Genomic DNA, 22,744 nt, shown 5'->3' on the forward strand with positions numbered 1-22,744 from the left:
AGTTCTGAAACCTGTGGTGATCCTGTGGGAGCGGGCTTACCCGCGAAGAGGCCAGTACAAACACTATAAAAACAACAAGAGAACACCCATGCCCCAGCCAAGCTACTCCCAGGGTAACCAGGACAAAGCCCTGCTCAGCCAATGCATCGGCGATGCCTTCGACGCCACCGTCGCCCGCTTCCCCGATCGCGAAGCCTTGGTAGTCCGCCACCAGGCCCTGCGCTACACCTGGCGCCAACTGGCCGCTGCAGTTGACCAGCACGCCCGCGCCCTGATGGCCTTGGGCGTGCAACCCGGCGACCGCCTGGGCATCTGGGCACCCAACTGCGCCGAATGGTGCATCACCCAGTTCGCCAGTGCCAAGGTTGGCGCGATCCTGGTCAACATCAACCCGGCCTACCGCTCCAGCGAACTGGACTACGCCCTTGGCCAGTCCGGCTGCCGCTGGGTGATCTGCGCCGACGCTTTCAAGACCTCCGATTACCACGCCATGCTGCTGGGCCTGGTACCGGGTCTGGCCAGCGACCAGCCGGGCGCCCTGATCTGCGATCGCTTCCCCGAGTTGCGCGGTGTTGTCAGCCTGGCTGCCGCGCCACCGCCGGGCTTTCTCGCCTGGCACGAGCTGCAGGCGCGTGCCACGGCTGTCAGCCGTGAAGCCTTGGCCGAGCGCCAGGCACAGCTGCGCTGCGACGACCCGATCAATATCCAGTACACCTCGGGCACCACCGGTTTCCCGAAAGGCGCCACCCTGAGCCACAGCAACATCCTCAACAACGGCTACATGGTCGGTGAAAGCCTCGGCCTGACCGAGCATGACCGGCTGGTGGTGCCGGTGCCGCTGTACCACTGCTTTGGCATGGTCATGGCCAACCTTGGCTGCATGACCCACGGCAGTACCCTGATCTACCCCAGCGACGCGTTCGACCCGCTGGCCACGCTACGTGCGGTCGCCGAAGAGCGGGCCACTGCGCTGTATGGCGTGCCGACCATGTTCATCGCCGAACTGGATCACCCGCAGCGTGGCGAATTCGACCTGTCCAGCCTGCGCACCGGGATCATGGCGGGCGCCACCTGTCCTATCGAGGTGATGCGCCGGGTGATCGGCGAGATGCACATGGCCGAGGTGCAGATTGCCTATGGCATGACCGAGACCAGCCCGGTATCGCTGCAGACTGGTGCCAGCGACGACCTGGAACGTCGCGTGACCAGTGTGGGGCGCACCCAGCCGCGGTTGGAGAACAAAGTGATCGATGGCGCCGGCGCCACCGTGCCGCGCGGCGAGATCGGTGAGCTGTGTACGCGCGGTTACAGTGTGATGCTGGGCTATTGGAACAACCCCGAGGCCACCGCCGAAAGCCTTGACCAGGACGGCTGGATGCACACCGGCGACCTGGCGGTAATGGACGAGCAGGGCTATGTGCGTATTGTCGGGCGCAGCAAGGACATGATCATTCGCGGCGGCGAAAACATCTATCCGCGCGAGCTGGAGGAGTTCTTCTTCACCCACCCGGCGGTGGCCGATGTGCAGGTGATTGGCGTGCCCTGCAGCAAGTACGGCGAAGAGATCGTGGCCTGGGTGCGGCTGCACCCGGGGCATACGGCCAGTGTGGAGGAACTGCGCGATTGGGCGAAGGCGCGGATAGCGCACTTCAAGGTGCCCCGGTACTTCCGCTTTGTCGATGAATTCCCGATGACGGTGACCGGCAAGGTGCAGAAGTTCCGCATGCGCGAGATCAGTGTCGAAGAGCTGGCTGCCGGGTAAATCACCAGCTGAAGGGGAATGGGGCCTCTGTAGCGGCCTTGTGTCGCGAAAGGGCTGCAAAGCAGCCCCGGCAATTCATGCATCGCTGCTGAAATCCCGGGGCCGCTTTGCGGCCCTTTCGCGACACAAGGCCGCTCCTACAAGGACCGCGCAGGCCTGATGGTCAGGCAACAACCAGATGCCGGTGACCGGCAAGGTGCATGCGCGAGATCAGTGTCGAGGAGCTGTCTGCCGGATGATGTGTCGCCTGCACTGGCCTCTTCGCGGGTAAACCCGCTCCCACAGGTTCTCCACTGGCCTTGAGGCCTGTGCAGTACCTGTGGGAGCGGGCGTGCCCGCGAAGAGGCCGGCACAGGCAGTAGATGATCTCAGCCTTGCAACAGCTCCGGGCTGTTGAAGTTGCTCAACCTGCGATCATCGTCACTACATTCCAGCCCTTGCACCGCTTCACGCAGCAAGGCCTTCTGCAAACTCCGTTCACCCGCTGCCCAGGCCTGCTCCAGCACCGGCAACAGCCGACGTGGCAACACGCTGAACATTGGCTGCCAGTAGCCACCCTGGCGCACCATGGCCGCACTGTCACGGGGCACCGCCAGCCGCAGCAGGTCCTCGATCAACCCCCGGTCAACCAGCGGCGCATCACAGGCCAGCAGCACCACCCATTCATGCCGCGCCACCTTGAGCCCGGCAATCACCCCCGCCAACGGCCCGGGGTAGTCCGCCTCGGCATCGCCCACCAACTGGTCGGCATACGCCCGGTAGGCCTGCTGGTTACGGTTGCAGGAAATCACCAGGTCATCGCTGAGCGGGCGTACCACGCGCTGCACATGCGCCACCAGCGGTTCGCCCTGCCAGTCGATCAGGCCCTTGTCGCGGCCGCCCATGCGCTGGCCGCGGCCGCCGGCAAGAATGAGGATCGAGCAGGGTGGCAGTGCATCAGGCATGAAAAAGGGTTCCGGGCAGTCATTGCCGGGAACCCTCCCATGTCACGCGCTGCTTGTCCAGTCAGCGCTCGCTGGCCATGCTCGGTATGTCGCTATCACGCGCTTGGCGGCGCCCGGCCAGGCGCATCACCACGACGAAGAACACCGGCACGAACACCACCGCCAGGGTGGCGCTCAGCATGCCGCCGATCACCCCGGTGCCGATCGCCTGCTGGCTGGCCGAGCTGGCGCCGCTGGCGATGGCCAGGGGGACCACGCCAAGAATGAACGCCAGCGAGGTCATCACGATCGGGCGCAGGCGCAGGCGTGCGGCTTGCACGGCGGCGTCAACGGCATCGACGCCCTGGTCGACCAGGCTCTTGGCGAACTCGATGATGAGAATGGCGTTCTTCGCCGACAAACCGATCAGGGTGATCAGGCCAACCTTGAAGAACACGTCGTTGGGCATACCGCGCAGGGTCACGGCCAGCACCGCGCCGAGTACCCCAAGCGGCACCACCAGCAGCACTGCGGTCGGGATCGACCAGCTTTCGTACAGTGCCGCCAGGCACAGGAACACCACCAGCAACGACAGCGCCATCAACATCGGCGCCTGGCTGCCGGACAGCCGTTCCTGCAGCGACAGGCCGGTCCATTCCAGGCCGGAACCGGCCGGCAGCTGGGCCACCAGGCGCTCGATCTCGGCCATGGCTTCGCCCGAGCTGTAGCCGGCCGCCGGCTCGCCGGAAATCGACACTGCCGGGTAGCCGTTGTAACGCGTCAGCTGCACCGGGCCGCTGACCCATCTGGCCTGGACGAATGCACCCAACGGCACCATCTTGCCGCTGTCGTTGCGCACGTGGATCCTCAGCAGGTCCTCGACCTGGCTGCGCTGGTCGCCTTCGGCCTGCACCACCACCCGCTGCATGCGGCCCTGGTTGGGGAAGTCGTTGACGTAACTGGAGCCCACGGCCACGTCCAGGACCGTGCCGATATCGGCGAACGATACGCCCAGGGCGTTGGCCTGGCGGCGGTCGATTTCCAGCTGGATCTGCGGGCTTTCCGCCAGCGACGCTTCGCGCACGTTGGCCAGGACCTTGCTCTTGCCCGCATTGGCCAGCAGCTCGTCGCGGGCGGCCATCAGTGCGGCGTGGCCCATGCCGCCGCGGTCCTGCAGGCGGAACTCGAAGCCGGTCGACTCACCGAGGCCGTCGATCGGTGGCGGCAGCACGGAGAACGCCACGGCGTCCTTGAGCTGGGCGAAGGCCAGGGTGGCACGGTCGGCGATCGACTGGGCGCTGTCATCGCCACCGCGCTCGGACCAGTCCTTGAGCGTGGTGAAGGCCAGCGCCGCGTTCTGCCCGCTACCCGAGAAGCTGAAGCCGAGAATCAGCGTGGTGTTGCCCACGCCTGGCTCCTCGGCGTTGTGCGCCTCGATCTGGGCCGCCACCTGTTCGGTGCGCATGCGGCTGGCGCCTGGTGGCAGCTGGATGTCGGTGATGGTGTAGCCCTGGTCTTCGGTAGGCAGGAACGCCGTCGGCAACTGGCTGAAGCCATAGCCCAGCACGGCCAGCAGCACCGCGTACACCAGCAGGTAGCGGCCACTGCGCCTGAGCGCCTGCATCACCCAGCGCTGGTAGCCGTTGCTCATGCCCTCGAAACGGCGGTTGAACCAGCCGAAGAAACCTTTGCGCTCATGCTGCTCGCCTTTGGCCACCGGCTTGAGCAGGGTGGCGCACAGTGCCGGGGTGAGGCTGAGGGCAAGAAATGCCGAGAACAGGATCGACACCGCCATCGACAGCGCGAACTGCTGGTAGATCACGCCCACCGAGCCTGGCATGAAGGCCATGGGCAGGAACACTGCGACCAGCACCAGGGTGATGCCGACTATCGCGCCGCTGATCTGGCCCATGGCCTTGCGCGTGGCCGCTTTCGGCGGCAGGCCTTCCTCGGCCATGATCCGCTCGACGTTCTCCACCACCACGATGGCATCGTCGACCAGGATGCCGATGGCCAGCACCATGCCGAACAGGGTCAGTACGTTGACCGAGAAGCCCATGGCCAGCATGACGGCAAAGGTGCCCATCAGCGCCACCGGCACCACCAGGGTGGGGATCAGGGTGTAGCGCAGGTTCTGCAGGAACAGGAACATCACCGCGAACACCAGCAGCATGGCCTCGAACAGGGTGTTGATCACCTGCTCGATCGACACCTTGACGAACGGTGAGGTGTCGTAGGGGATGTCGTACTTCACGCCTGCGGGGAAGTAGCGCGCCAGGTCGTGCATCTTTGCCCGCACCAACGTGGCGGTTTCCATGGCGTTGGCCCCCGGCGCCAGCTGCACGCTGAAGGCGGTGGCCGGCTTGCCGTTGAGGCGGGTGCCGTACTGGTACTCCTGGGCGCCGATCTCGACCCGGGCGACATCACCGATGGTAACGCTGGAGCCGTCCGGGTTGGCGCGCAGGACAATGGCGGCGAATTCCTCGGGGGTGCTCAACTGGCCCTTGACCACCACGTTGGCGGTGATTTCCTGGGTGCTGCGGCCGGGCAGGTCGCCGATGCTGCCAGGCGCAACCTGGATGTTCTGCGCCGCGACCGCCGCAGCCACGTCGTTGGGCGTGAGGTTGAAGCCGATCAGCTTGCGCGGGTCGATCCAGATGCGCATGGCGCGCTCCGAGCCGTACAGCTGGGCCTTGCCGACGCCCTTGAGGCGGCGGATCTCATCCATCACGTTGCGCGCAAGAATATCCGACAGCGCGGTTTCGTCGAGCTTGCCGTCCTCGGAGGTGAGCGTGGCCAGCAGCAGGAAACCGGTGGATACCTTCTCCACCTGCAGCCCTTGCTGGGTGACCGGGCGCGGCAGGCGCGACTCGACCACTTTCAAGCGGTTCTGCACGTCGACCTGGGCCAGGTCCGGGTTGGTGCCCGGGGCGAAGGTGGCGGTGATGGTGGCGCTGCCCAGGCTGCTCTGCGACTCGAAGTACAGCAGGTTGTCGGCGCCGTTGAGCTCCTGCTCGATCAGGCTGACCACGCTTTCGTCCATGGTCGCCGCCGAGGCGCCCGGGTACACGGCGTAGATCTCCACTTGCGGCGGTGCCACATTGGGGTACTGGGCCACCGGCAGCTGCGGGATGGCCAGCGCGCCGGCGAGCAGGATGAACAGTGCGACCACCCAGGCGAATACCGGGCGGTCGATGAAGAATTGCGGCATGAATCAGGCCCTCACTGGCCAGTGTGCTGTGCGATGGGCGGCGCCCCGGATGCATTGTCGACCTGCACCTGGTCACCGGCCTTGACGTGTTGCAGGCCCTCGACCACCACCCGCTCGCCGGGCGCCAGGCCTTCGCTGACGATCCAGCGGTCGCCCTGGGCGCTGCCCAGGACCACCTGGCGATCGCTGACCCGGGCCTGTGGGTCGACCACCAGTACCTTGGGCACGCCAGCACTGTCGCGCAGGATGGCGCGTTGCGGCACGCTCAGGCCTTTGGGCTGCACGGCCTGCTCCAGGCGCACGCGTACGTAGCTGCCGGGCAGCAGGTCGAGGTCCGGGTTGGGGAACTCGCTGCGCAGGGTGATCTGGTTGGTGCTGGGGTCGACGCTGATATCGGAGAACAGCAGCTTGCCCGGCAACGGATAGGCGCTGCCATCGTCCTGGATCAGCGTGGCACGGGCCTGACCGTCACCGACCTGCTGCAGCTCACCCGCTCGCAGGGCCCGGCGCAAGGCGTTGAGTTCACGCGTCGACTGGGTGACATCGGCGTGGATCGGGTCCAACTGCTGGATGGTCGCCAGCGGCGTAGTCTCGTTCTGCCCGACCAGCGCGCCTTCGGTGACCAGGGCGCGACCGATACGGCCGGATATCGGTGCGGTCACGGTGGCGTAGCCCAGGTTCAGGCGGGCACGCTCCAGGGCGGCCCTGGCTTCGGCGACGGCGGCATCGGCCTGCAGGAACGCCGCCCTGGCGTTGTCGTATTCCTGGCGGCTGACGGCCTTGTCGTCGACCAGCTCACGGTAGCGCTGCTCTTGCAGGCGTGCCTGGTACAGCGTGGCCTCGGCCTTGGCCAGGGTGGCGCGGGCGCTGTCATGGTCGGCCTTGAACGGCGCCGGGTCGATCAGGAACAGCACATCGCCTTGCTTGACGTCGCTGCCTTCGCGGTACACCCGCTTGAGCACCACGCCAGCCACCCGGGCGCGGACTTCGGCGGTGCGCGGCGCCAGGATGCGACCGCTGAGTTCGCTGCTGATGGCCAGAGGTTGCAGTTGCAGGGTTTCCACCCGCACTTGCGGGGTGGGGGCCTGTACTTCCTGTTCGGCGCTGTCGTCGCAGCCGGCCAGGGACAGGCTCAGGAACGCCAGAAGCGCCAACGGGCGCAAGCGTGGGGGGAGGGTAGTAGACATACGGATCTTCCGATGATGACCGCCCATATGCTAAGGCAGGCGCTGCTTGGATGGCTGTTAATACCTGTAGGACGAGTGTGAAAAAGTGTGAAGAACAATCCTCTGGACCTGTAGGGTTCTATATTCTGCGTGTCCCTGTACCGGCCTCTTCGCGGGTAAACCCGCTCCCACAGGGACTGCACAGGTTCCAGTTGCTGTGCGGTCCCTGTGGGAGCGGGTTTACCCGCGAAGAGGCCGGCAAGGCCTACCACAACCCAGACTTCCAAGCGCCTATGCCAAATATTTTCCTGGTCGAAGATGACAGCGCCCTGTCCGAACTGATCGCCAGCTACCTGCAACGCAACGACTTCCATGTCCAGGTGATCGCCCGTGGCGATCAGGTGCTTGACGAGTACCGCCGGCAAAAGCCCGACCTGGTCATCCTCGACCTGATGCTGCCGGGCATCGATGGGCTGCAGCTGTGCCGCCTGTTGCGCCAGGAATCACAGAGCCTGCCGATCTTGATGCTGACCGCTCGCGATGACAGCCATGACCAGGTCCTGGGCCTGGAAATGGGCGCCGACGACTATGTGACCAAACCCTGCGAGCCGCGCGTGCTGCTGGCCCGCGTGCGCACCCTGCTGCGCCGCAGCAGTGTGCATGAACCGCGCCTGGACAACGAGCTGATCCAGATCGGCGGCCTGCGCATCGACCTGGCCGAGCGCACAGTGAGCTGGCGCGGCGAGCAGGTGGAGCTGTCCAGTGGTGAATACAACCTGCTGGTGGTGCTGGCGCGCAATGCCGGCGAGGTGCTGAACCGCGACCGCATCCTGCAGCAGCTGCGCGGCATCGAGTTCAACGGCACCGACCGTTCGGTGGACGTGGCCATTTCCAAGCTGCGACGCAAGTTCGACGACAACGCTGGCGAGGCGCGCAAGATCAAGACCGTATGGGGCAAGGGCTACCTGTTCAGCCGCGTCGAGTGGGAGTGCTGATCGGCCATGCTCAAGATCCTGGTGCGTCTGTACCTGGTCATCATCGTCGCCTATGCCGGCGCGCTGCTGTTCATCCCTGACACCATCGTCGGGCTGTTCCAGGAGCGCTTCATGGCCTACAACCTGGACCAGGCCAAGGGCGTGCAGGCGCTGATCGTGCGCCAGTTCCGCCAGGCCCCGCGCGAGCAGTGGCCGGCAGTGGAACAGGAGCTGGCCAGGGATTTCGCGCCGTTGCAATTGCAGCTGCTGCGCATGGACCAGGCCGGCTTGAGCGAGGCCGAGCAGGCGCGCCTGGAGCATGGCCTGCATGTGGTGCGCATCGCCGAGTGGGGCTACTACGAAACGGTGCTGGCACCGCTGGACAAGGAATGGCTGGTGCGCCTGCACTCACCCCCCGACCCGCTGGACATCAACGTGCTGTCGTGGGGGGTGACCGTACTGATCGGTGCGGTCATGCTCGGCTGCCTGCTGCTGTGGGTATGGCCGCACTGGCGCGACCTGGAGCGTTTGAAAGAAACCGCCCGGCGCCTGGGCCAGGGGCAGATGGCCGAGCGCACGCACATCTCGCCGCATTCCAACATCGGTGAGCTGGCCAGGGTGTTCGACACCATGGCTGGCGACCTGGAGCGCCACGTCAACCAGCAGCGCGAGCTGCTCAATGCGGTGTCGCACGAGTTGCGCACACCGCTGACCCGGCTGGATTTCGGCCTGGTGCTGCTGTTCGACGAAGTCCCTCCGGCCAGCCGCAAGCGCCTGCTGGAGCTGGTGGGGCACGTGCGCGAGCTGGACGAGCTGGTGCTGGAGTTGCTGTCCTACAGCCGTCTGTACAACGCCGACCAGGCCCGCGAGCGGGTCGAGGTGTCGTTGCTGGAGCTGGTCGACAGCGTACTCGGCGGCTTTGCCGAGGAACTCGATGGCCGCGGCATCAAGTGGGAAGTGCGCGCCGAAGGTGATTTGCCACGTTTTGTCCTGGACCCCAGGTTGACGGCGCGCGCGGTGCAGAACCTGGTGCGCAATGCAATGCGTTATTGCGACGAGAGCTTGTTGCTGCGTTTGCGCCGGGAAGAGGATGGTACCTGCCTCGTGACGGTGGAAGATGACGGGATTGGCATACCGGTGGAAGAGCGCGAGCGGATCTTCCAGCCGTTCTACCGGCTGGACCGCAGCCGTGACCGCAATACCGGTGGCTTTGGCCTGGGCCTGGCGATCAGCCGACGGGCGATCGAAGGGCAGGGCGGGACCTTGACCGTGGCACAGTCGGCGCTGGGCGGGGCGCAGTTCCGGATTCGCCTGCCTGCCGGGTGAGGTGTCGCCTGTGCCGGCCGCTTCGCAGGTAAACTCGCTGCCGCAGGTATTGCGCTGAACCCGAGCGCGATGCAGATGCAGCAGGAGCGGGTTTACCCGCGAAAGGGCCGAGCCTGCTAATCACTGTCTGCCAGCGTGCCTGACCACAGCACAAAGCGGTCCTTGCCACTGTGCTTGGCTTCATACAGCGCCCGGTCGGCGCGCACCAGCGCCGTGGTCAGGCTGTCTCCCGGGGCTACCCGGGCCAGGCCGATGCTGACGGTCACCGGGTGCTCGGCAATGTCCTCGCGCACCCGTTGGCACAAACCCGCCACCCGCTGCTCGACGCCTTGCTGGTCCAGCCCCTGGAAAAACACCGCGAACTCCTCACCGCCCAGCCGGGCAAATTCGAAACCGGCCATGCTCGCCTTGATATGCATGGCCACGCGCTTGAGCACTTCATCACCCACGTCATGGCCAAAGCGGTCATTCACCCGTTTGAAGTTGTCGATGTCGATCATCGCCAGGTACTGCCCGGCGTTGGCCAAGCGCAGTTGGTCACCCGCCTGGGTCATGAACGAGCGGCGGTTGGGGATTTCGGTCAGGGTGTCGACATAGGCCTGCTCCAGCAGCACCTTGGACAGATAGAAGTTATGCAGCTTGGCCTTGCGCATCTGCACGTAGCTGTAGATGACCAGGCCACTGAGGAACGCGGCATAGCTCAGCAGCATGGCGCCTTCGAGCTCGTCCGCGTCGATACGCGTGTGATAGAACGGGTTGAGCACCACCCAGGTGATGGCCATGGCGCAGAAGAACGACCAGCGTCGAACCGGTAGCACCGACACGGCATACAGCACGGTGGACACCCCGAGGACCAGCCACACCGGGCGCTGGGCCACCGGGATGCCTTCGATCACTAGGCGCATGCCCAGGGTGATCACCGCGACGAACAGCAGGTTGAGCACGTCGAAGTGATGGCTGCGGCGGGTGAACCGCAGCACCAGGGTGAGGCAGCCGAGCAGGGCGAGGAACACGCACGACAGCCAGGTGAAGCCCTGGCCGCCGAGGAAGCTGACGATCAGGTCGAAGACCAGCCAGATCAAGATACTGACGCAGAACACCAGCAGGCAGAACGGGCGCATGGACTCGAATTCGTGCTGGCGGAACTCGGCGCGCAGGGCGGCTGGGGCGACCTGCTTGCGTACGTGCGCTTCGATGGTCTTGAACATCGGTGGGCTCCTGTGGGTACTGCCAGGCCAGGCCCGGCCTAGTCGCGGGTAAGGCCGCTTCTACAGGTCCGCCACAGTGTCCCAACACCTGTGCAGTCCCTGTGCGAGCGGGTTTACCCCCGAACAGGCCGGGCCTGGCGACTCAATTGTTGGGCAGAACACCCCGGGCCCAAGGCCGGTAACGCAAGTCGAACACGGCCTCGGCATGGCAACCGCCGCCCAGCTGCGGTTCAGCGGGCTCGGCGCGGAACGGCTGCCCTGGCGCGCTTACCTGGCGGAACGCCTCGCGCACCACGCCCACCCGGCACGGCAAGGCCTGCTCATAGTTCTGGCGTACCAGCGCGGGCAAGCGCCCGGTGCCAGTGCCGTCCTGCCACCACACGGTCACGCCCAGGCCGGCCAGCTGATCCAGCCAGGCGCCATTGACCCGCGGCGCCAGTTTGCCCGCGCTGAAGGCACTGATGTGCAAGGGCTTGTCGAGCTGGCGGTTGAAGGCCTGCAACTGGCTGAACAGCGCAGCGCGCCGCTCGGCTTGACGAAAATGCAGGTCGTCCAGTTCCATCGGCAGGTACCAGCCATCCACCGGCAATTGCCAGGTCTGGCGCAGTTGCTGGTAGTGGCTGAGCGAGCGCCCCAACTGCGCCTGCCAGTACCTGGTGAGGCCATCACCATCGAGTTGGTCAAGGCGCTGGTAATAGGCCGGGTCCATGTACAACCCCAGCACCAGCTGCAAGCCTTCGGCGCGGGCGCTGCGCAGGCTGTTGGCCAGCCAGCCATTCGCGCCGCCAAAATCGCTGTCGCCGTAGGCGCTCCATTGCACGATCAAGGTCTTGCCGCCCTGCGCGGCGGTGGCATGCCACAGCTGTTGCCATTGGCCAGGGGTGATGCTGGCGTCGCGGTTGAGCGGTTGGTAGAACAGGCGCTGGTCGGCGCTGGCCGGCAACCACAGGGCGAGCAGGCACAGGGCAAGGAGCGTACGCATCAGAAGGTCATCTCCGCACCGACCAGCACGCCATTGGCGCGCTCGTAGAGGTTGCCGCCCAGCGATTGCTGGTACTCGGCACGCACTTTCAGCGAACCGCGGTAGGCGTTGTAGCGGTCATCATCGAACCACCATTGCCAGCGCACACCGACCCCGGCCCGGGCGTCCTGGCGCCAGTCGTTGCTCGGGTCCTGGCTGGAGAACTCGACAAAGCCATACGGCATGAGGGTCTGCGGCGAACTGCCCGGCAGCTTCCAGGCGTGGCCCTGCTGGTAGCGCGACAGCCAGGCGTGGTCACCGGCACGGGTCCACCAGGCGGCGTCGAGGTAGAGGAAGCGCTCGTTCCAGTCGTCCTCATCGACCCGCCAGTCGTTGCGCCAGGCGCCCTGGTCGAGGAACGAGGCGGTGGCGCGCAACAGCAGGTCATTGCTCGATTCGGCGTGGTGGCGCAGGTCGCCCCAGTTGCCGCCGACCTTGGCCGGGCTCAGCAGCTGCCCCAGGCTGAGGCCGCGGTAGTGCGCCTCGTCGACCTGGCGCTGGTGGTACAGCTCGGCATACAGGTTGAGGTTGGCCTGGCCGAGCGGCTTGTAGCGCAGGCCGACGCCGGTGCCCATGCTTTGTGCGTAGTCGGTACGGCTTTGCCCGCCGAACAGCACCCGGCCATACACCGACAGGGTGCTGCCATTGCGGCTGGGCTCTTCACCCAGGGCATGGTCCCACATCGCCAACTGCACGTTCTGCGATTGTGCGTGGCGCGAAGTGCCACTGCGCTGGCCATTGTCGAGGAACCTGTCGTTGGTCGAGGTACCGGCCGGCGACCAGGTGCTGGCCAGGGTGATGGTGTCGCGCCGCGACAGGCTCTCATGGGCCCGCCGCTGGCGGTACTTGCGGGCCTCCAGGCTGCCGTACTCGTCATCGCCGTCGACCAGGTTCTGCTCGACATCGAGCACCCGGCGCAGCTCGCGACGTGCCGCGGCGCTGTCTTCGGCCTCGTCGTAGCGCAAGGCCAGCGTCTCGCCCAGGCGGTAATCCTCGGGAAAGTCGTGGGTGGCACGTTCCAGCAAGGGGATCGACTGGCGGCGCTGGTTTTTGTCTGCCGAGCCGGCCAGGCGCATGCCGTAGTCGGCGCGGTAGCGCGGCTGGTCGGGGGCCAGGCGTACGGCTTCGGCCAGCCAGGCGCTGCTTTGCGCGGGGTCGCCGGCCAGTTGCGCGGTACTGGCGGCGGCGTAGTAATGGTCGGCTCGCGGCGCATGCGCCAAGGCCTGGCGTTGCAAGGCCAGCGCGCTTTGGTAATCGCCTTGCTGCTCGGCGATGGCCGCACCCAGCGCCCAGTCGTCGGCGCTATGCTGCCCGGCGGCCTCCCAATAGCGGCGGGCCGCCTGCGGGTCGCCGGCGTTCAGCGCGCCACGGGCAGCGGTGAGGCGCGCGTTCTCGGTCCAGGTACTGTCTGGCAGGCTGCGCCAGATGGCCAGGGCGGCCTCGGAGTCGCCGGCAGCCTCGAGGGCATAGGCCAGCGGCAGACGGCTACCACGGTCGCCCAGGCGCTCGGCGGCCTGATAGTAGACGACTGCTTCACCGGGCTGGTCGGGCATGGCGCAGCGACCCAGCGCGCGGTACTGGCCGGGTTCGCTGGGGGCGGCCGGTATGGCCTGGCGCACGGCATCGCAGTGGCCGGCCTCGGCCAGGCGGCCGAGCAGCTGGGCGCGGGTATTGGCGTCGACCCGGGGGACCAGGCCGAGCATGCGGCGACGGTCCAGCGGCCCGTCGTTGCGTGCATACAGGTTGCCCAGGCGCTGCAGCAGCGACGGGGCCAGGCGCCCCTGGTGGCGGTCGTAGGCTTGCTCCAGCAGTTGCCGGGCGTGATCAGTGCGGCCCTGTTGGGTCAGCAGGAAGGTGGCTTGCTCCAGCGCCGCCAGGTCACCGCTTTGCCGGTAGCGGTTTTCCCATTCGGCGGCAGTGCGTGGTTGCGCAGGCTGTGGCGGGTCACCGTACAGACGCTGCCTGAGCACGGCGTAAGCCTTGGGATCGGTGCTGGCCGTGCAACCCTTGAATTGCTCGCGGGCCAGCGCCGGGTCGCGGCGTGACAGCCAGTCGACGGTTTCCAGGCAGGGGCGTTGCAGTTCGTTGCTCAGGCGCTGCACCAGCGCGGCATCCTCGCCTTCGCGGGCCAGTTCCCACAGCTGCTGGCGCTGCACCGGCTGGTTCAGTTGCTCGGTCGGCAGCGCCTGCAGCCAGCGCTGGGCCTGCTGGTTGTGGCCGACGGCGATGGCTCGGTTGGCCATGGCCAGGCGGGCCTGGTCGGCGGCTGCGGCGGATGGGGCGCTGGGCAGCAGTGCGTTCAAGCCGTTTTCGTCCACCTGCTGGATATAGGCATTGGCCAGGCGCTGCCAGTCCTGGGCCGGCAACTGGCGCTTATCGGCGAGCGGCTGCAGCTGTTCGATGGTTTCCTTCCAGTTGTGCAGCTGTTCGGCAAAGTTGGCCCGGGCCAGGCGCAGGACTTGGCCATCCTCTCGTGGCGGCAGATGATTGAGCCACTCCAGGGCCTTGGCGGCGCCACCGGACTTGGCCAGGCTCAGGCTGTAGGCCTGCCACAGGCGCACGCGCTGGGTGCCATCGCTGCTGGCCAGCCAGCGTTCCACCTGGCTGGCCGGGGGCGGATCCTGCTCGATCCAGGCCAGACGCAGTTCGAGCAGGGCGTTGGCCTGCGCCGGGTCGTCCCCCAGTTGTTCGGCCAGCGCTTCGGCTTCCTGGTAGCGGCGTTGGTGGGCCAGGGCTTGCACCAGCAATGCGCGGGCTTCGTCATTGTTCGGTACCCGCTCGAGGACGTGCCGGGTCAGGCGCTCGACCTCGGCCCAGTTGTCCTTCTTCGCCTCTCGGTAGCTACGTTCCATGAACGGGTAGCTGGTGAACCGCTGGAAGTCGGTCATCGGTGTCGACGCTGCGGCGGGCAGGGCGGCGGAACACAGCAACAGGCCAGTGAAAGTGAGGGAAAAGCGCGGCTTCATGCCACCTCCCGGGTCAGGTCAAAGGCGGCCTGCTGTTCGCTGGCCTGTTCGATCAGGGCTTCTTGCAGCACCTGCTCGGTGATGATGCCGCGGGTGATCAGGTATTCGCCCAGGCTCTGGTGGTCGGGGTTGTAGTCGATCAGCGCCTGGTTGAACAGGGTCACCGGCACCATGCCGCGCACCTGCAGCAGGGCACCGAGCATTACCTGGTGATGGCTGACCCGTTCCAGCAGCGCTTCATCGTCCTGACAGCGTTCCAGAACGGCCAGCATGTCGCGGGTTTCCGGCTTCTGCCAGGGGCTAGGGTAGTGATAACGCAGGCCCAGGGTCACCCGGCCCTGGGGGGCCAGGCGTGCACTCACCGGGCGTTTCAACTGCCGGCTTATCACCCCCAGCGACACCTGGCTGACCGGGCTTTCGCTGGCCAGGATCAGCGTGTCACCGTCTTCGGCTACCGGTAGCACGCCGTAGTGCGTGGCCAGCTTGCGTGGCAGCTTGGCGATCAGCCGCGGGTCGAGCTTGAACGGGTTCAGCGGTGCCCAGGGCAGGTCGAGTTGTTCGGCCAGGGTAGCCACCAGCTGTTCGCTGTTCAGCCAGCCGCGCAGCAGCAGTTCACGGCCCAGGCGTCGGCGTACCGGGCTGATGATCGCCTGTTGCAACTGCTCGTCGCTGATCAGGCCCTTGGCGATCAGGCGCTGGCCCAGCGGGGTGCGGGCCGGGGCGGCGATGGCGGGGAATTCGTGAGTGGTCTTGTCCCAGGCCACGCGCCGCGAGTCGCCCATTTCCATCACCTGGCGCAAGGCGCGCAAGTTGGCGAAGAAGTTGACGAAGTTGCTCCACATCATCCGTGGTGCCGACAGCAGACCCTCGCCGATACCATAGAAGCGGGTGACGAACCAGGCGCGCTGGAACAGGCGGTTGACCAGCAGCAGGCCGTTCAGCCAGAGCAACGTGGCCAGCAGCGGGCTGTCATCGAGGATCGACATGAAGCGCCACGACTCCGGTGCAATGACCGTGACCAGCCACATGGCCAGCAACACCAGCAGCAACAGGTTGACCAGGAAGCTCAGCAGGTAGGCGAACAAGCCGCGGCGGTCACGCCAGAGGAAGTAGTTGAGCGCGCCCTTGCGGCTCCAGCCAAGGTTGCTGGTGCCCTGGAACACGATGCCGACGATCCAGCGTGACTTCTGCCGGATGGCGTGTTGCCAGTCGCGCGGGAAGTGCTCGCGCACGCAGATCACCTGCGAGAATTCGCGGCTCATGCCCGGGCGCCACTCCTGCTTCAGGGTCAGGCTCGGGTCGGTGATGGAGTAGCGGGCGAAGATGCACTTCATGCCCTTTTGCTTCAGGCGAAAACCGATGTCGTAGTCTTCGGTCAGGCTCTGCACGTCGAAGGCGATGCCGTCGCCGTCCTCGAGCAGCGCAGCGATGGCGCGGCGGCTGAAACAGGTACCCACGCCAGCACTGGGCACCTGGCCGGTCAGGGCTTCGCGCACGATCACGTCCTTGCCGTGGTTTTCGGCAAACTCGTCGACATAATGGCCGGCGGTGAAGCCTTTCCATTCCGGTGCATAGGGGTACACCGGAATCTGGATCATGTCCTTGTTCGGCAGCAGGTAGTTGAACAGGCGCAACTCCATGGGGGAAATCACGTCTTCGGCGTCATGCAGGATGAAACCGGCGAATTCGATGCCGGCGTCCTGCTGGAAGCGCAGCAGGGCGTCGATGATGTTGTTCAGGCAGTCGGCCTTGCTGGTGGGGCCGGGGCGCGCGCAGACTACCTTGTGCACGTTGGGGTAGTGCAGGCACACCGCGTCGACATCGGCCTGGGTTTGCGGGTCGTTGGGGTAGGTGCCGACGAAGATCTGGTAATTTTCATAGTCGATGGTCGAGGCGGCAAGGCGCGCCATTTCTCCCACCACGCCCACTTCGTTCCAGGCCGGGACCATGATCGCCAGGGGCTTTTCCGGTACCTCGAACAAGCGTTTTTCGTCGGCTCTTTCGTACTTGTCATAGATACGAAAACGCCGGACCAGCTTGCGGCACCAGTAGCACAGGTCGATGAACAGGTCGTCCAGGCCCAGCAGGAACATCAGCGAGGCCAGCACGATCGCGAAGATCTTCAGGCCGAACAGCACATAGGTAAGGAAATCGATGAATGCCAGGCTCATGTGCCGGCCACCAGTAGTAAGGCGTAAGCCATTGTCTTTATCCTCGTTCGATTCCTTGGACGAAGTAGTACGACATGTCGGCGTCTGTCCTCGATAGATACAAGCAGCCGGATGCAGTGTTGTCCAAATTCCAGGCTTTTTCTTGCAAGCCACTTCTAGTAGTTTACAGGTCGTTCATCCAGGGAGCAGAACATGCAAGGCAAGGCACGCAAGATCGTCCAGGCCATACTCTACGAAGCCATCGCCGTCGCCTGTGTGGCGCCCGCGCTGGAACTGGCGTTCGGCGCAGGTATGGCGCAGTCGACCGTGTTGTCGGTGCTGATGTCGGGCATCGCGATGAGCTGGAACATGGCCTACAACTGGGTATTCGAACGCTGGGAAGCGCGTCAGCGGCGGCGCGAGCGTACTTTCCTGCGCCGTCTGTTGCATGCCCTGGGCTTCGAAGGCGGGTTGGTGCTGATCCTGCTGCCGCTGGTGGCCTATTGGCTGGATGTCAGCCTGTGGGCGGCGCTGCTGACCAACCTGGCGTTGTTCGTGTTCTTCTTCGTTTATGCGTTTGTCTTCCAGTGGGGCTTCGACAAGGTGTTCGATGTGCCGCTTTCGGCGCAGCACGCCAAGTGTTGACTTCATGCCGCAGGACCGGCTAAGTTCTTGGGCATGAAAACCTTCCCGCACGCGCACGCCATTATTATTACCGCCATTATCAGCTTGGCGGGCTAGCGCGTACGTGCACCGAACCCGCCCTGGAGGCGGGTTTCTTCTCTCTGACTCCTGGGCAACGTGAATAAAAGCCAAGGAGTTGCAATCGATGACCAGCCTCAATGTCAGCCCTCGTACCCCGACCTCCACGCAGCAACTGCTGTCGGAACAGGTGCGCCGTATTCTCTCTGCGCCCGTGTACGACCTGGCCATCGAGACACCCTTGCAAGGCGCCCCGGCGCTATCGGCAAGCCTTGGCAACCAGGTGTTGCTCAAGCGCGAAGACCTGCAACCGACCTTCTCGTTCAAGATCCGTGGTGCCTACACGCGTCTGTCACGCCTGAGCAGCCTGCAGCGCGAGCGCGGGGTCATCACCGCGTCGGCAGGCAACCATGCCCAGGGCGTGGCCCTGGCAGCCTCGCACCTGGGCATGAAAGCCACCATTGTCATGCCTACCACGACACCGTCGCTGAAAGTGGAGGGTGTGCGTTCGCGCGGTGGCCATGTCGTGTTGCACGGTGAAAGCTTCCCTCATGCCCTGGCCCACGCGCTGAAACTGGCCGATAGCGAAGGCGCTACCTTCGTGCCGCCGTTCGATGACCCGGATGTGATTGCCGGGCAAGGTACCGTGGCCATGGAAATCCTCCGCCAGCGCCCGGGTGCGCTGGACGCCATCTTCGTGCCGGTGGGCGGTGGCGGGCTGATCGCGGGGATTGCTGCCTATGTGAAGTACCTGCGCCCGGAGGTGAAAGTGATCGGCGTCGAACCAGAAGACTCCAACTGCCTGCAGGCGGCCATGGCCGCTGGCGAACGGGTGATCCTGCCACAGGTCGGCACCTTCGCCGACGGGGTGGCGGTGGCACAGGTGGGTGCCCATTGCTTCGAACTGTGCCGGCATTTCGTCGACGAGGTACTGACCGTGAGCAGCGATGAGTTGTGCGCGGCGATCAAGGATATCTACGATGACACCCGTTCCATCACCGAACCGTCCGGCGCCCTGGCTGTGGCCGGGATCAAGAAGTACGTGGCGCGCGAAGGCGTGCAGGGTCACACCCTGGTGGCCATCGACTCCGGGGCCAACGTCAACTTCGACCGCCTGCGCCATGTGGCCGAGCGTGCTGAACTGGGCGAGCAGCGCGAGGCGATCATCGCCGTTACCATCCCGGAACAGCCGGGTAGCTTTCGCGCCTTCTGCCAGGCGCTGGGCAAGCGGCAGATCACCGAATTCAACTACCGCTACTACCCGGGCAAGGAGGCGCGCTTGTTCGTGGGGGTACAGACACACCCGCTGCACGACCCGCGCGAGCGCTTGCTGGCCAGCCTGCGTGAGCAGGGCTACAGCGTACTCGACCTGACCGACAACGAACTGGCCAAGTTGCATGTGCGTCATACGGTGGGTGGCCACGCCGCGCCAGGTGCTGCCGAGCGGGTGCTGCGCTTCGAGTTTGCGGAACGACCGGGGGCGTTGCTGGGCTTCCTGGAGCGATTGGGCAAGCGCTGGAACATCAGCCTGTTCCATTACCGCAACCATGGTGCGGCAGAGGCACGGGTGTTCGCTGCACTGGAAGTGCCGGGGGATGAGCTGGCGAGTTTGCCGCTGGCGCTGGATGAGATGGGGTACCGCTATTGGGACGAGACCGACAACCCGGCGTACAAGCTGTTTCTTGGCTGAGCCGTTTGTTTGGTAACGGGGTGCATGCCGTTTGATTTGTAGCGCCTGGCAGATCGAGCGCCGCGCGGGCGGCGCTCGATCTCGCAGGCGCTACAAAGGCTCCGGCGAGCCCCCCAAGCGCCAATGGCCCTCAGCGCTCACGCATGAAGAACCCCGCAACGTACTTGCGGAAGGTTTCCGGGCTCTTGAAGTCGGCGTAGCGCTTGAAGTTCTCGGTATCCGGCTCGGGCCCGATCGGCTGCTCTAGCAGCGATACCGACAGCACCCGGTCCTGGTCCGAGGTCAGCACCAGTTCATCCATCACCTCGCCGCCGATCACCGGGCGGCGCATCTGCACTTTCACGCCCTTGCTGGCCATCCAGTCGATCAGCGACACCAGCGCCTTGAGCGGTTCGCGTTCCTCATCGCGATAGACCGGAAACAGGTGCGCCCGCGACAGCACCGGTACGCTGGCCACATGGATCAGCTCGTAGAACTGGCTGCCAGCGCTGGTCGGCGAGTACAGGGCCAGGGCCAGCAACGGCCCGCTGGTGCGGCTGCCGCCCCAGTACAGATGATGCCCCTGGAAGTCGAAGCCGTCTGCATTGCCGTGGTTGAACAGCTTGCGCGCTTTGACCTGGTCCACGCAGTCCAGCAGCAGGCCGTGGCGGCGGTGGTTGCCGAATACCGTGGCTTCGCACAGGCGGGACTTGAGCATCATCATGTGCTTCATGTCCAGGCGGGTTTCCAGGTAGTTGCTGGCCGGCACCCGCTCCAGCAGCGGGTAGCGGCTGGCCACGCTGCGCAATTCGGCAAACTGCGCGGTCAGGTCCTTTTTCAGGTGAGTGGCATACAGGTTGAGGCCGCTGGTTTCGACCCAGGTCAGCAACAGCGCCAATAGACGCTGCTGTTCACGCCGCTCGTGGCTGTCGCCGCCGGCACCCGGAGGGTTGCCACTGCGGAAGTCGCCGATCAGGCGCAAGGGGGTGTCCGGAGGCAGCCAGGCCGCAGGCGGCGCGGGCTGGCTCTCGCGCTCGGCGGCTTCCCGCTCGTCCTTGGTGAACGGGCAGCCGGGCGCGTGCTCGGCTGTGCCCGGGTTGTTCTTCAGAAACAGCGTGCCGGTGCTGCCGTTGAGGGTGACATTGAGCACCGGCAAGGCATCGCTACGGCAGTCGCAGGCCAGCCACTGGTTGGCGCTGCGCACCTTCATCAGCAGCTGGTTGGCTTGCAGCAGGCGCGGGCCGGCGAGGGTGCCGCTGGCAAAGCCGACCAGCAGCTCCTCTTCCGCAGGGGTCAGGCTGCGCACCTGTGCGGCGGTTTTGTCGATGATTCGCATGACGCGGCTCCAGGCTACGAGCGCCAAGCTTCAGGCAAAGTCGCGCCGCTTTCAACCTGCTGCTCAGTTGCCGCCGAACAGCTTCGCGGCACGGGCGCGAATTTCCTCGGGGGTCAGGTCCTCCTTGTGGGTGGACACGAACCAGATATTGCCGAACGGGTCTTTCAGGGTGCCGCTGCGGTCGCCGTAGAACTGGTCCGTCACTGCGTTCAGCTGGGTGGCGCCGGCCGCCAGGGCCTGGGCGTAGACTTTGTCGCTGTCCTCGACATACAGGTGCAGGCCGACGCCTGCGCCGCCGAGCTTCTGGCTGGCGGTCAGGCCGCCTTCCATGTCGCAGGGGTCACCAAGCATCAGTGACGAGTCACCGATCTTCAGTTCGGCATGGCCAACGCGGCCACCCGGGGCGTCGAGGCGGAACATCTCGACGGCACCGAAGGCCTTCTTGTAGAACTCGATGGCCTTGGCGGCATCGTTGATGGCCAGGTACGGGGTGATACTGTGCTGGCCTTCCGGAATGGGTCTGGCTGCCATGTTCGACTCTCCTTTTTGAATGGGCGCCGGCGGGCGCCCTGTTGCTTAGAGTCGTTTGCACGGATGGAAGATCGACCGTATTGATAGATCGTTTGTCTATAATCGCGCTGGTCAGAAGATGTAGTCGGTAGTCAGGAAGCTCGACTGCCGGTTGCGGATGATCTCGCTGATAAGCGCCTTGTTGGCTGCCTGGAAGCGTGTTGCCACCAGCGTCCGGATCGAGAACACGCGCAGGGCGTCATGCACCGACAGGGTGCCTTCGGCGCTGTTCTTGCGGCCATTGAACGGGTAGGTGTCCGGGCCGCGCTGGCATTGCGCGTTGATGTTGATCCGGCCGACCTGGTTGGCGAAGGTGTCGACCAGGCTGCCGATGGTTGCCGGGTCGTTGCCGAACAGGCTCAGTTGCTGGCCGTAATCGGAGTCCAGCACGTAATCGATCACCGTCTGCAGATCGCGGTAAGGCACCACCGGCACCAGTGGGCCGAACTGTTCCTCGTGGTACACGCGCATGTCGGGCTGCACCGGGTACAGCACGGCCGGGTAGAAGAACGAGCCGCGGCTGTGCCCGCCACCTTCGTTGACTACCCGTGCGCCCTTGGCCTTGGCATCGGCCACCAGGCCGTCGAGGTAATCGACCTTGCCCGGCTCCGGCAGTGGCGTCAGCGCTACACCAGGCTCCCAGGGCATGCCGGGCTTCAGTGCGGCCAGCTTGCGCTGGAACTTGTCGAGGAAGGCGTCCACCACGTCCTCGTGGACGAATAGGATCTTCAACGCCGTGCAGCGCTGGCCATTGAACGACAGCGCGCCGGTGACGGCTTCCTCGACGGCGTTGTCGAGGTCCACCTGGGGCAGGACGATGCCCGGGTTCTTGGCATCCAGGCCCAGCGCGGCGCGCAGGCGGTGCGGGCGCGGGTGCAGTTTTTTCAGGTCACTGGCGGCCTTGTGCGTGCCGATGAAGGCGAACACATCGATCTTGCCACTGGCCATCAGCGCGCTCACCGTTTCCCGGCCGCGGCCATAGATGACGTTGATCACGCCTGGCGGGAAGCTGTCGCGGAACGCTTCGAGCAGTGGCCGAATCAACAGGACGCCGAACTTGGCCGGTTTGAACACCACGGTGTTGCCCATGATCAGGGCCGGGATCAACGTGGTGAAGGTTTCGTTGAGCGGGTAGTTGTAAGGCCCCATGCACAGCGCTACACCCAGCGGTGCCCGGCGGATCTGGCCCAGCGTGCCCTGTTCCAGCTCGAAGCGACTGGAGCGGCGATCGAGGTCCTTGAGGGCATTGATGGTGTCGACGATATAGTCGCAGGTACGGTCGAATTCCTTTTCCGAGTCCTTGAGGTTCTTGCCGATCTCCCACATCAGCAGCTTGACCACTGCTTCGCGCTGCTCACGCATGCGCGCCAGGAACGCCTCGACATGCTGGATGCGCTCGGCCACGCGCAGGGTGGGCCAGGCGCCGCGGCCTTTGTCGTAGGCCTGTACGGCGGCATCGAGAGCGGTGAGCGCGGTATCGGCGTCGAGCAGCGGCGCGCTGCCCAGCACCACCTGGTGTTCTTCGTTGCCATCCTTGAGCCAGACCGGGCTGCGCACCGTGGCCAGGGGGCCGTCCCAGCGCCTGAGCTCGCCGTTCACCAGGTAGTCGCGTTGTTCCAGGGGGGCTTCCAGGCGCCAGGATTGCGGGATGTTTTCGGCACTGGGGAAGAGTGAATCGAGCAGACGGTCCATGGGTACTGCACCTCACATTACTGGGCGGGTTTAGAGCCGGGTGAAACGCTTCAGCTGCGAGCATGCAC

The 22,744-nt window shown here is 65.3% G+C and carries 15 protein-coding genes; 5 read left to right on the plus strand and 10 right to left on the minus strand.

Going from position 1 to position 22,744, the window contains the following annotated elements; translation table 11 throughout:
* The first annotated feature begins 88 nt into the window (after positions 1 to 88).
* A complete protein-coding gene (locus tag JKP78_RS01020) occupies positions 89 to 1,762 on the plus strand; it encodes a fatty acid CoA ligase family protein (protein WP_200625863.1) in 1,674 nt (557 codons plus the stop codon).
* A gap of 368 nt (positions 1,763 to 2,130) precedes the next feature.
* Here the strand turns inward: JKP78_RS01020 and mobA are convergent, their stop codons facing one another.
* From mobA to JKP78_RS01035, 3 genes are all read right to left on the minus strand, one after another.
* The gene (mobA, locus tag JKP78_RS01025) at positions 2,131 to 2,706 is read right to left on the minus strand and encodes a molybdenum cofactor guanylyltransferase MobA (RefSeq protein WP_186685746.1); all 576 of its coding nucleotides are present in this window, start codon (positions 2,704 to 2,706) and stop codon (positions 2,131 to 2,133) included.
* A 61-nt stretch (positions 2,707 to 2,767) separates the two neighbouring features.
* Positions 2,768 to 5,896, minus strand: coding sequence for an efflux RND transporter permease subunit (locus JKP78_RS01030; RefSeq protein ID WP_200625864.1), 3,129 nt, complete (start codon positions 5,894 to 5,896; stop codon positions 2,768 to 2,770).
* An 11-nt stretch (positions 5,897 to 5,907) separates the two neighbouring features.
* The gene (locus JKP78_RS01035) at positions 5,908 to 7,083 is read right to left on the minus strand and encodes an efflux RND transporter periplasmic adaptor subunit (protein WP_186685750.1); all 1,176 of its coding nucleotides are present in this window, start codon (positions 7,081 to 7,083) and stop codon (positions 5,908 to 5,910) included.
* Positions 7,084 to 7,355: 272 nt separating this feature from the next.
* On the opposite strand from JKP78_RS01035, the gene JKP78_RS01040 reads away from it, so the two are divergent.
* Both JKP78_RS01040 and JKP78_RS01045 read left to right on the plus strand, forming a co-directional pair.
* Entirely contained in the window at positions 7,356 to 8,057 is a 702-nt protein-coding gene (locus tag JKP78_RS01040; RefSeq protein ID WP_186685752.1) for a response regulator transcription factor, read from the plus strand.
* Positions 8,058 to 8,063: 6 nt separating this feature from the next.
* On the plus strand, positions 8,064 to 9,362 hold the full coding sequence (locus tag JKP78_RS01045) for an ATP-binding protein (protein WP_186685754.1): 1,299 nt from the start codon (positions 8,064 to 8,066) through the stop codon (positions 9,360 to 9,362).
* Positions 9,363 to 9,478: 116 nt separating this feature from the next.
* On the opposite strand, the gene JKP78_RS01050 is transcribed toward JKP78_RS01045, so the two are convergent.
* The 4 genes from JKP78_RS01050 to nfrB all read right to left on the minus strand — a co-directional run bounded on the left by JKP78_RS01050 (position 9,479) and on the right by nfrB (position 16,728).
* Positions 9,479 to 10,570: a GGDEF domain-containing protein gene (locus JKP78_RS01050; protein ID WP_200625865.1), complete on the minus strand. Its 1,092-nt coding sequence runs from the start codon at positions 10,568 to 10,570 to the stop codon at positions 9,479 to 9,481.
* 142 nt (positions 10,571 to 10,712) lie between these two features.
* Positions 10,713 to 11,552 (minus strand): DUF4434 family protein, encoded by an 840-nt coding sequence (locus JKP78_RS01055; RefSeq protein WP_186685757.1) that lies wholly within the window; start codon positions 11,550 to 11,552, stop codon positions 10,713 to 10,715.
* Positions 11,552 to 14,557 carry a phage receptor gene (locus JKP78_RS01060; RefSeq protein WP_200625866.1) on the minus strand — a complete coding sequence of 1,002 codons (3,006 nt, stop codon included), beginning with the start codon at positions 14,555 to 14,557 and terminating at the stop codon, positions 11,552 to 11,554. Before JKP78_RS01060 ends, JKP78_RS01055 begins: the two co-directional genes overlap by 1 nt.
* A complete protein-coding gene (nfrB, locus tag JKP78_RS01065; RefSeq protein WP_186685759.1) occupies positions 14,554 to 16,728 on the minus strand; it encodes a cyclic di-3',5'-guanylate-activated glycosyltransferase NfrB in 2,175 nt (724 codons plus the stop codon). The genes JKP78_RS01060 and nfrB overlap by 4 nt, the downstream gene beginning before the upstream one ends.
* Before the next feature lie 192 nt (positions 16,729 to 16,920).
* Here nfrB and JKP78_RS01070 point away from each other — a divergent pair, with 192 nt between their 5' ends.
* Together JKP78_RS01070 and ilvA are read left to right on the plus strand one after the other, a co-directional pair.
* The gene (locus JKP78_RS01070) at positions 16,921 to 17,352 is read left to right on the plus strand and encodes a PACE efflux transporter (RefSeq protein WP_170030132.1); all 432 of its coding nucleotides are present in this window, start codon (positions 16,921 to 16,923) and stop codon (positions 17,350 to 17,352) included.
* 184 nt (positions 17,353 to 17,536) lie between these two features.
* Positions 17,537 to 19,099 carry a threonine ammonia-lyase, biosynthetic gene (gene ilvA, locus JKP78_RS01075; protein ID WP_186685760.1) on the plus strand — a complete coding sequence of 521 codons (1,563 nt, stop codon included), beginning with the start codon at positions 17,537 to 17,539 and terminating at the stop codon, positions 19,097 to 19,099.
* Positions 19,100 to 19,229: 130 nt separating this feature from the next.
* Here the strand turns inward: ilvA and JKP78_RS01080 are convergent, their stop codons facing one another.
* The 3 genes from JKP78_RS01080 to JKP78_RS01090 form a co-directional block, all read right to left on the minus strand.
* Entirely contained in the window at positions 19,230 to 20,414 is a 1,185-nt protein-coding gene (locus JKP78_RS01080; protein WP_200625867.1) for a hypothetical protein, read from the minus strand.
* Positions 20,415 to 20,477: 63 nt separating this feature from the next.
* Complete coding sequence (locus JKP78_RS01085) at positions 20,478 to 20,945, minus strand: VOC family protein (protein ID WP_200625868.1); 468 nt, start codon at positions 20,943 to 20,945, stop codon at positions 20,478 to 20,480.
* Positions 20,946 to 21,056: 111 nt separating this feature from the next.
* Positions 21,057 to 22,676, minus strand: coding sequence for an NADP-dependent glyceraldehyde-3-phosphate dehydrogenase (locus JKP78_RS01090; protein WP_170030128.1), 1,620 nt, complete (start codon positions 22,674 to 22,676; stop codon positions 21,057 to 21,059).
* Between the last annotated feature and the right edge of the window lie 68 nt (positions 22,677 to 22,744).

Source organism: Pseudomonas sp. LAM2023 (assembly GCF_016620375.1).
In the GTDB taxonomy this organism is placed as follows: domain Bacteria; phylum Pseudomonadota; class Gammaproteobacteria; order Pseudomonadales; family Pseudomonadaceae; genus Aquipseudomonas; species Aquipseudomonas anuradhapurensis.

Coding starts and splice junctions, on each gene's coding strand:
- JKP78_RS01020 (WP_200625863.1), top strand. CDS start 89: ATGCCCCAGCCAAGCTACTCCCAGGGTAACCAGGACAAAGCCCTGCTC.
- mobA (WP_186685746.1), bottom strand. CDS start 2,706: ATGCCTGATGCACTGCCACCCTGCTCGATCCTCATTCTTGCCGGCGGC.
- JKP78_RS01030 (WP_200625864.1), bottom strand. CDS start 5,896: ATGCCGCAATTCTTCATCGACCGCCCGGTATTCGCCTGGGTGGTCGCA.
- JKP78_RS01035 (WP_186685750.1), bottom strand. CDS start 7,083: ATGTCTACTACCCTCCCCCCACGCTTGCGCCCGTTGGCGCTTCTGGCG.
- JKP78_RS01040 (WP_186685752.1), top strand. CDS start 7,356: ATGCCAAATATTTTCCTGGTCGAAGATGACAGCGCCCTGTCCGAACTG.
- JKP78_RS01045 (WP_186685754.1), top strand. CDS start 8,064: ATGCTCAAGATCCTGGTGCGTCTGTACCTGGTCATCATCGTCGCCTAT.
- JKP78_RS01050 (WP_200625865.1), bottom strand. CDS start 10,570: ATGTTCAAGACCATCGAAGCGCACGTACGCAAGCAGGTCGCCCCAGCC.
- JKP78_RS01055 (WP_186685757.1), bottom strand. CDS start 11,552: ATGCGTACGCTCCTTGCCCTGTGCCTGCTCGCCCTGTGGTTGCCGGCC.
- JKP78_RS01060 (WP_200625866.1), bottom strand. CDS start 14,557: ATGAAGCCGCGCTTTTCCCTCACTTTCACTGGCCTGTTGCTGTGTTCC.
- nfrB (WP_186685759.1), bottom strand. CDS start 16,728: ATGAGCCTGGCATTCATCGATTTCCTTACCTATGTGCTGTTCGGCCTG.
- JKP78_RS01070 (WP_170030132.1), top strand. CDS start 16,921: ATGCAAGGCAAGGCACGCAAGATCGTCCAGGCCATACTCTACGAAGCC.
- ilvA (WP_186685760.1), top strand. CDS start 17,537: ATGACCAGCCTCAATGTCAGCCCTCGTACCCCGACCTCCACGCAGCAA.
- JKP78_RS01080 (WP_200625867.1), bottom strand. CDS start 20,414: ATGCGAATCATCGACAAAACCGCCGCACAGGTGCGCAGCCTGACCCCT.
- JKP78_RS01085 (WP_200625868.1), bottom strand. CDS start 20,945: ATGGCAGCCAGACCCATTCCGGAAGGCCAGCACAGTATCACCCCGTAC.
- JKP78_RS01090 (WP_170030128.1), bottom strand. CDS start 22,676: ATGGACCGTCTGCTCGATTCACTCTTCCCCAGTGCCGAAAACATCCCG.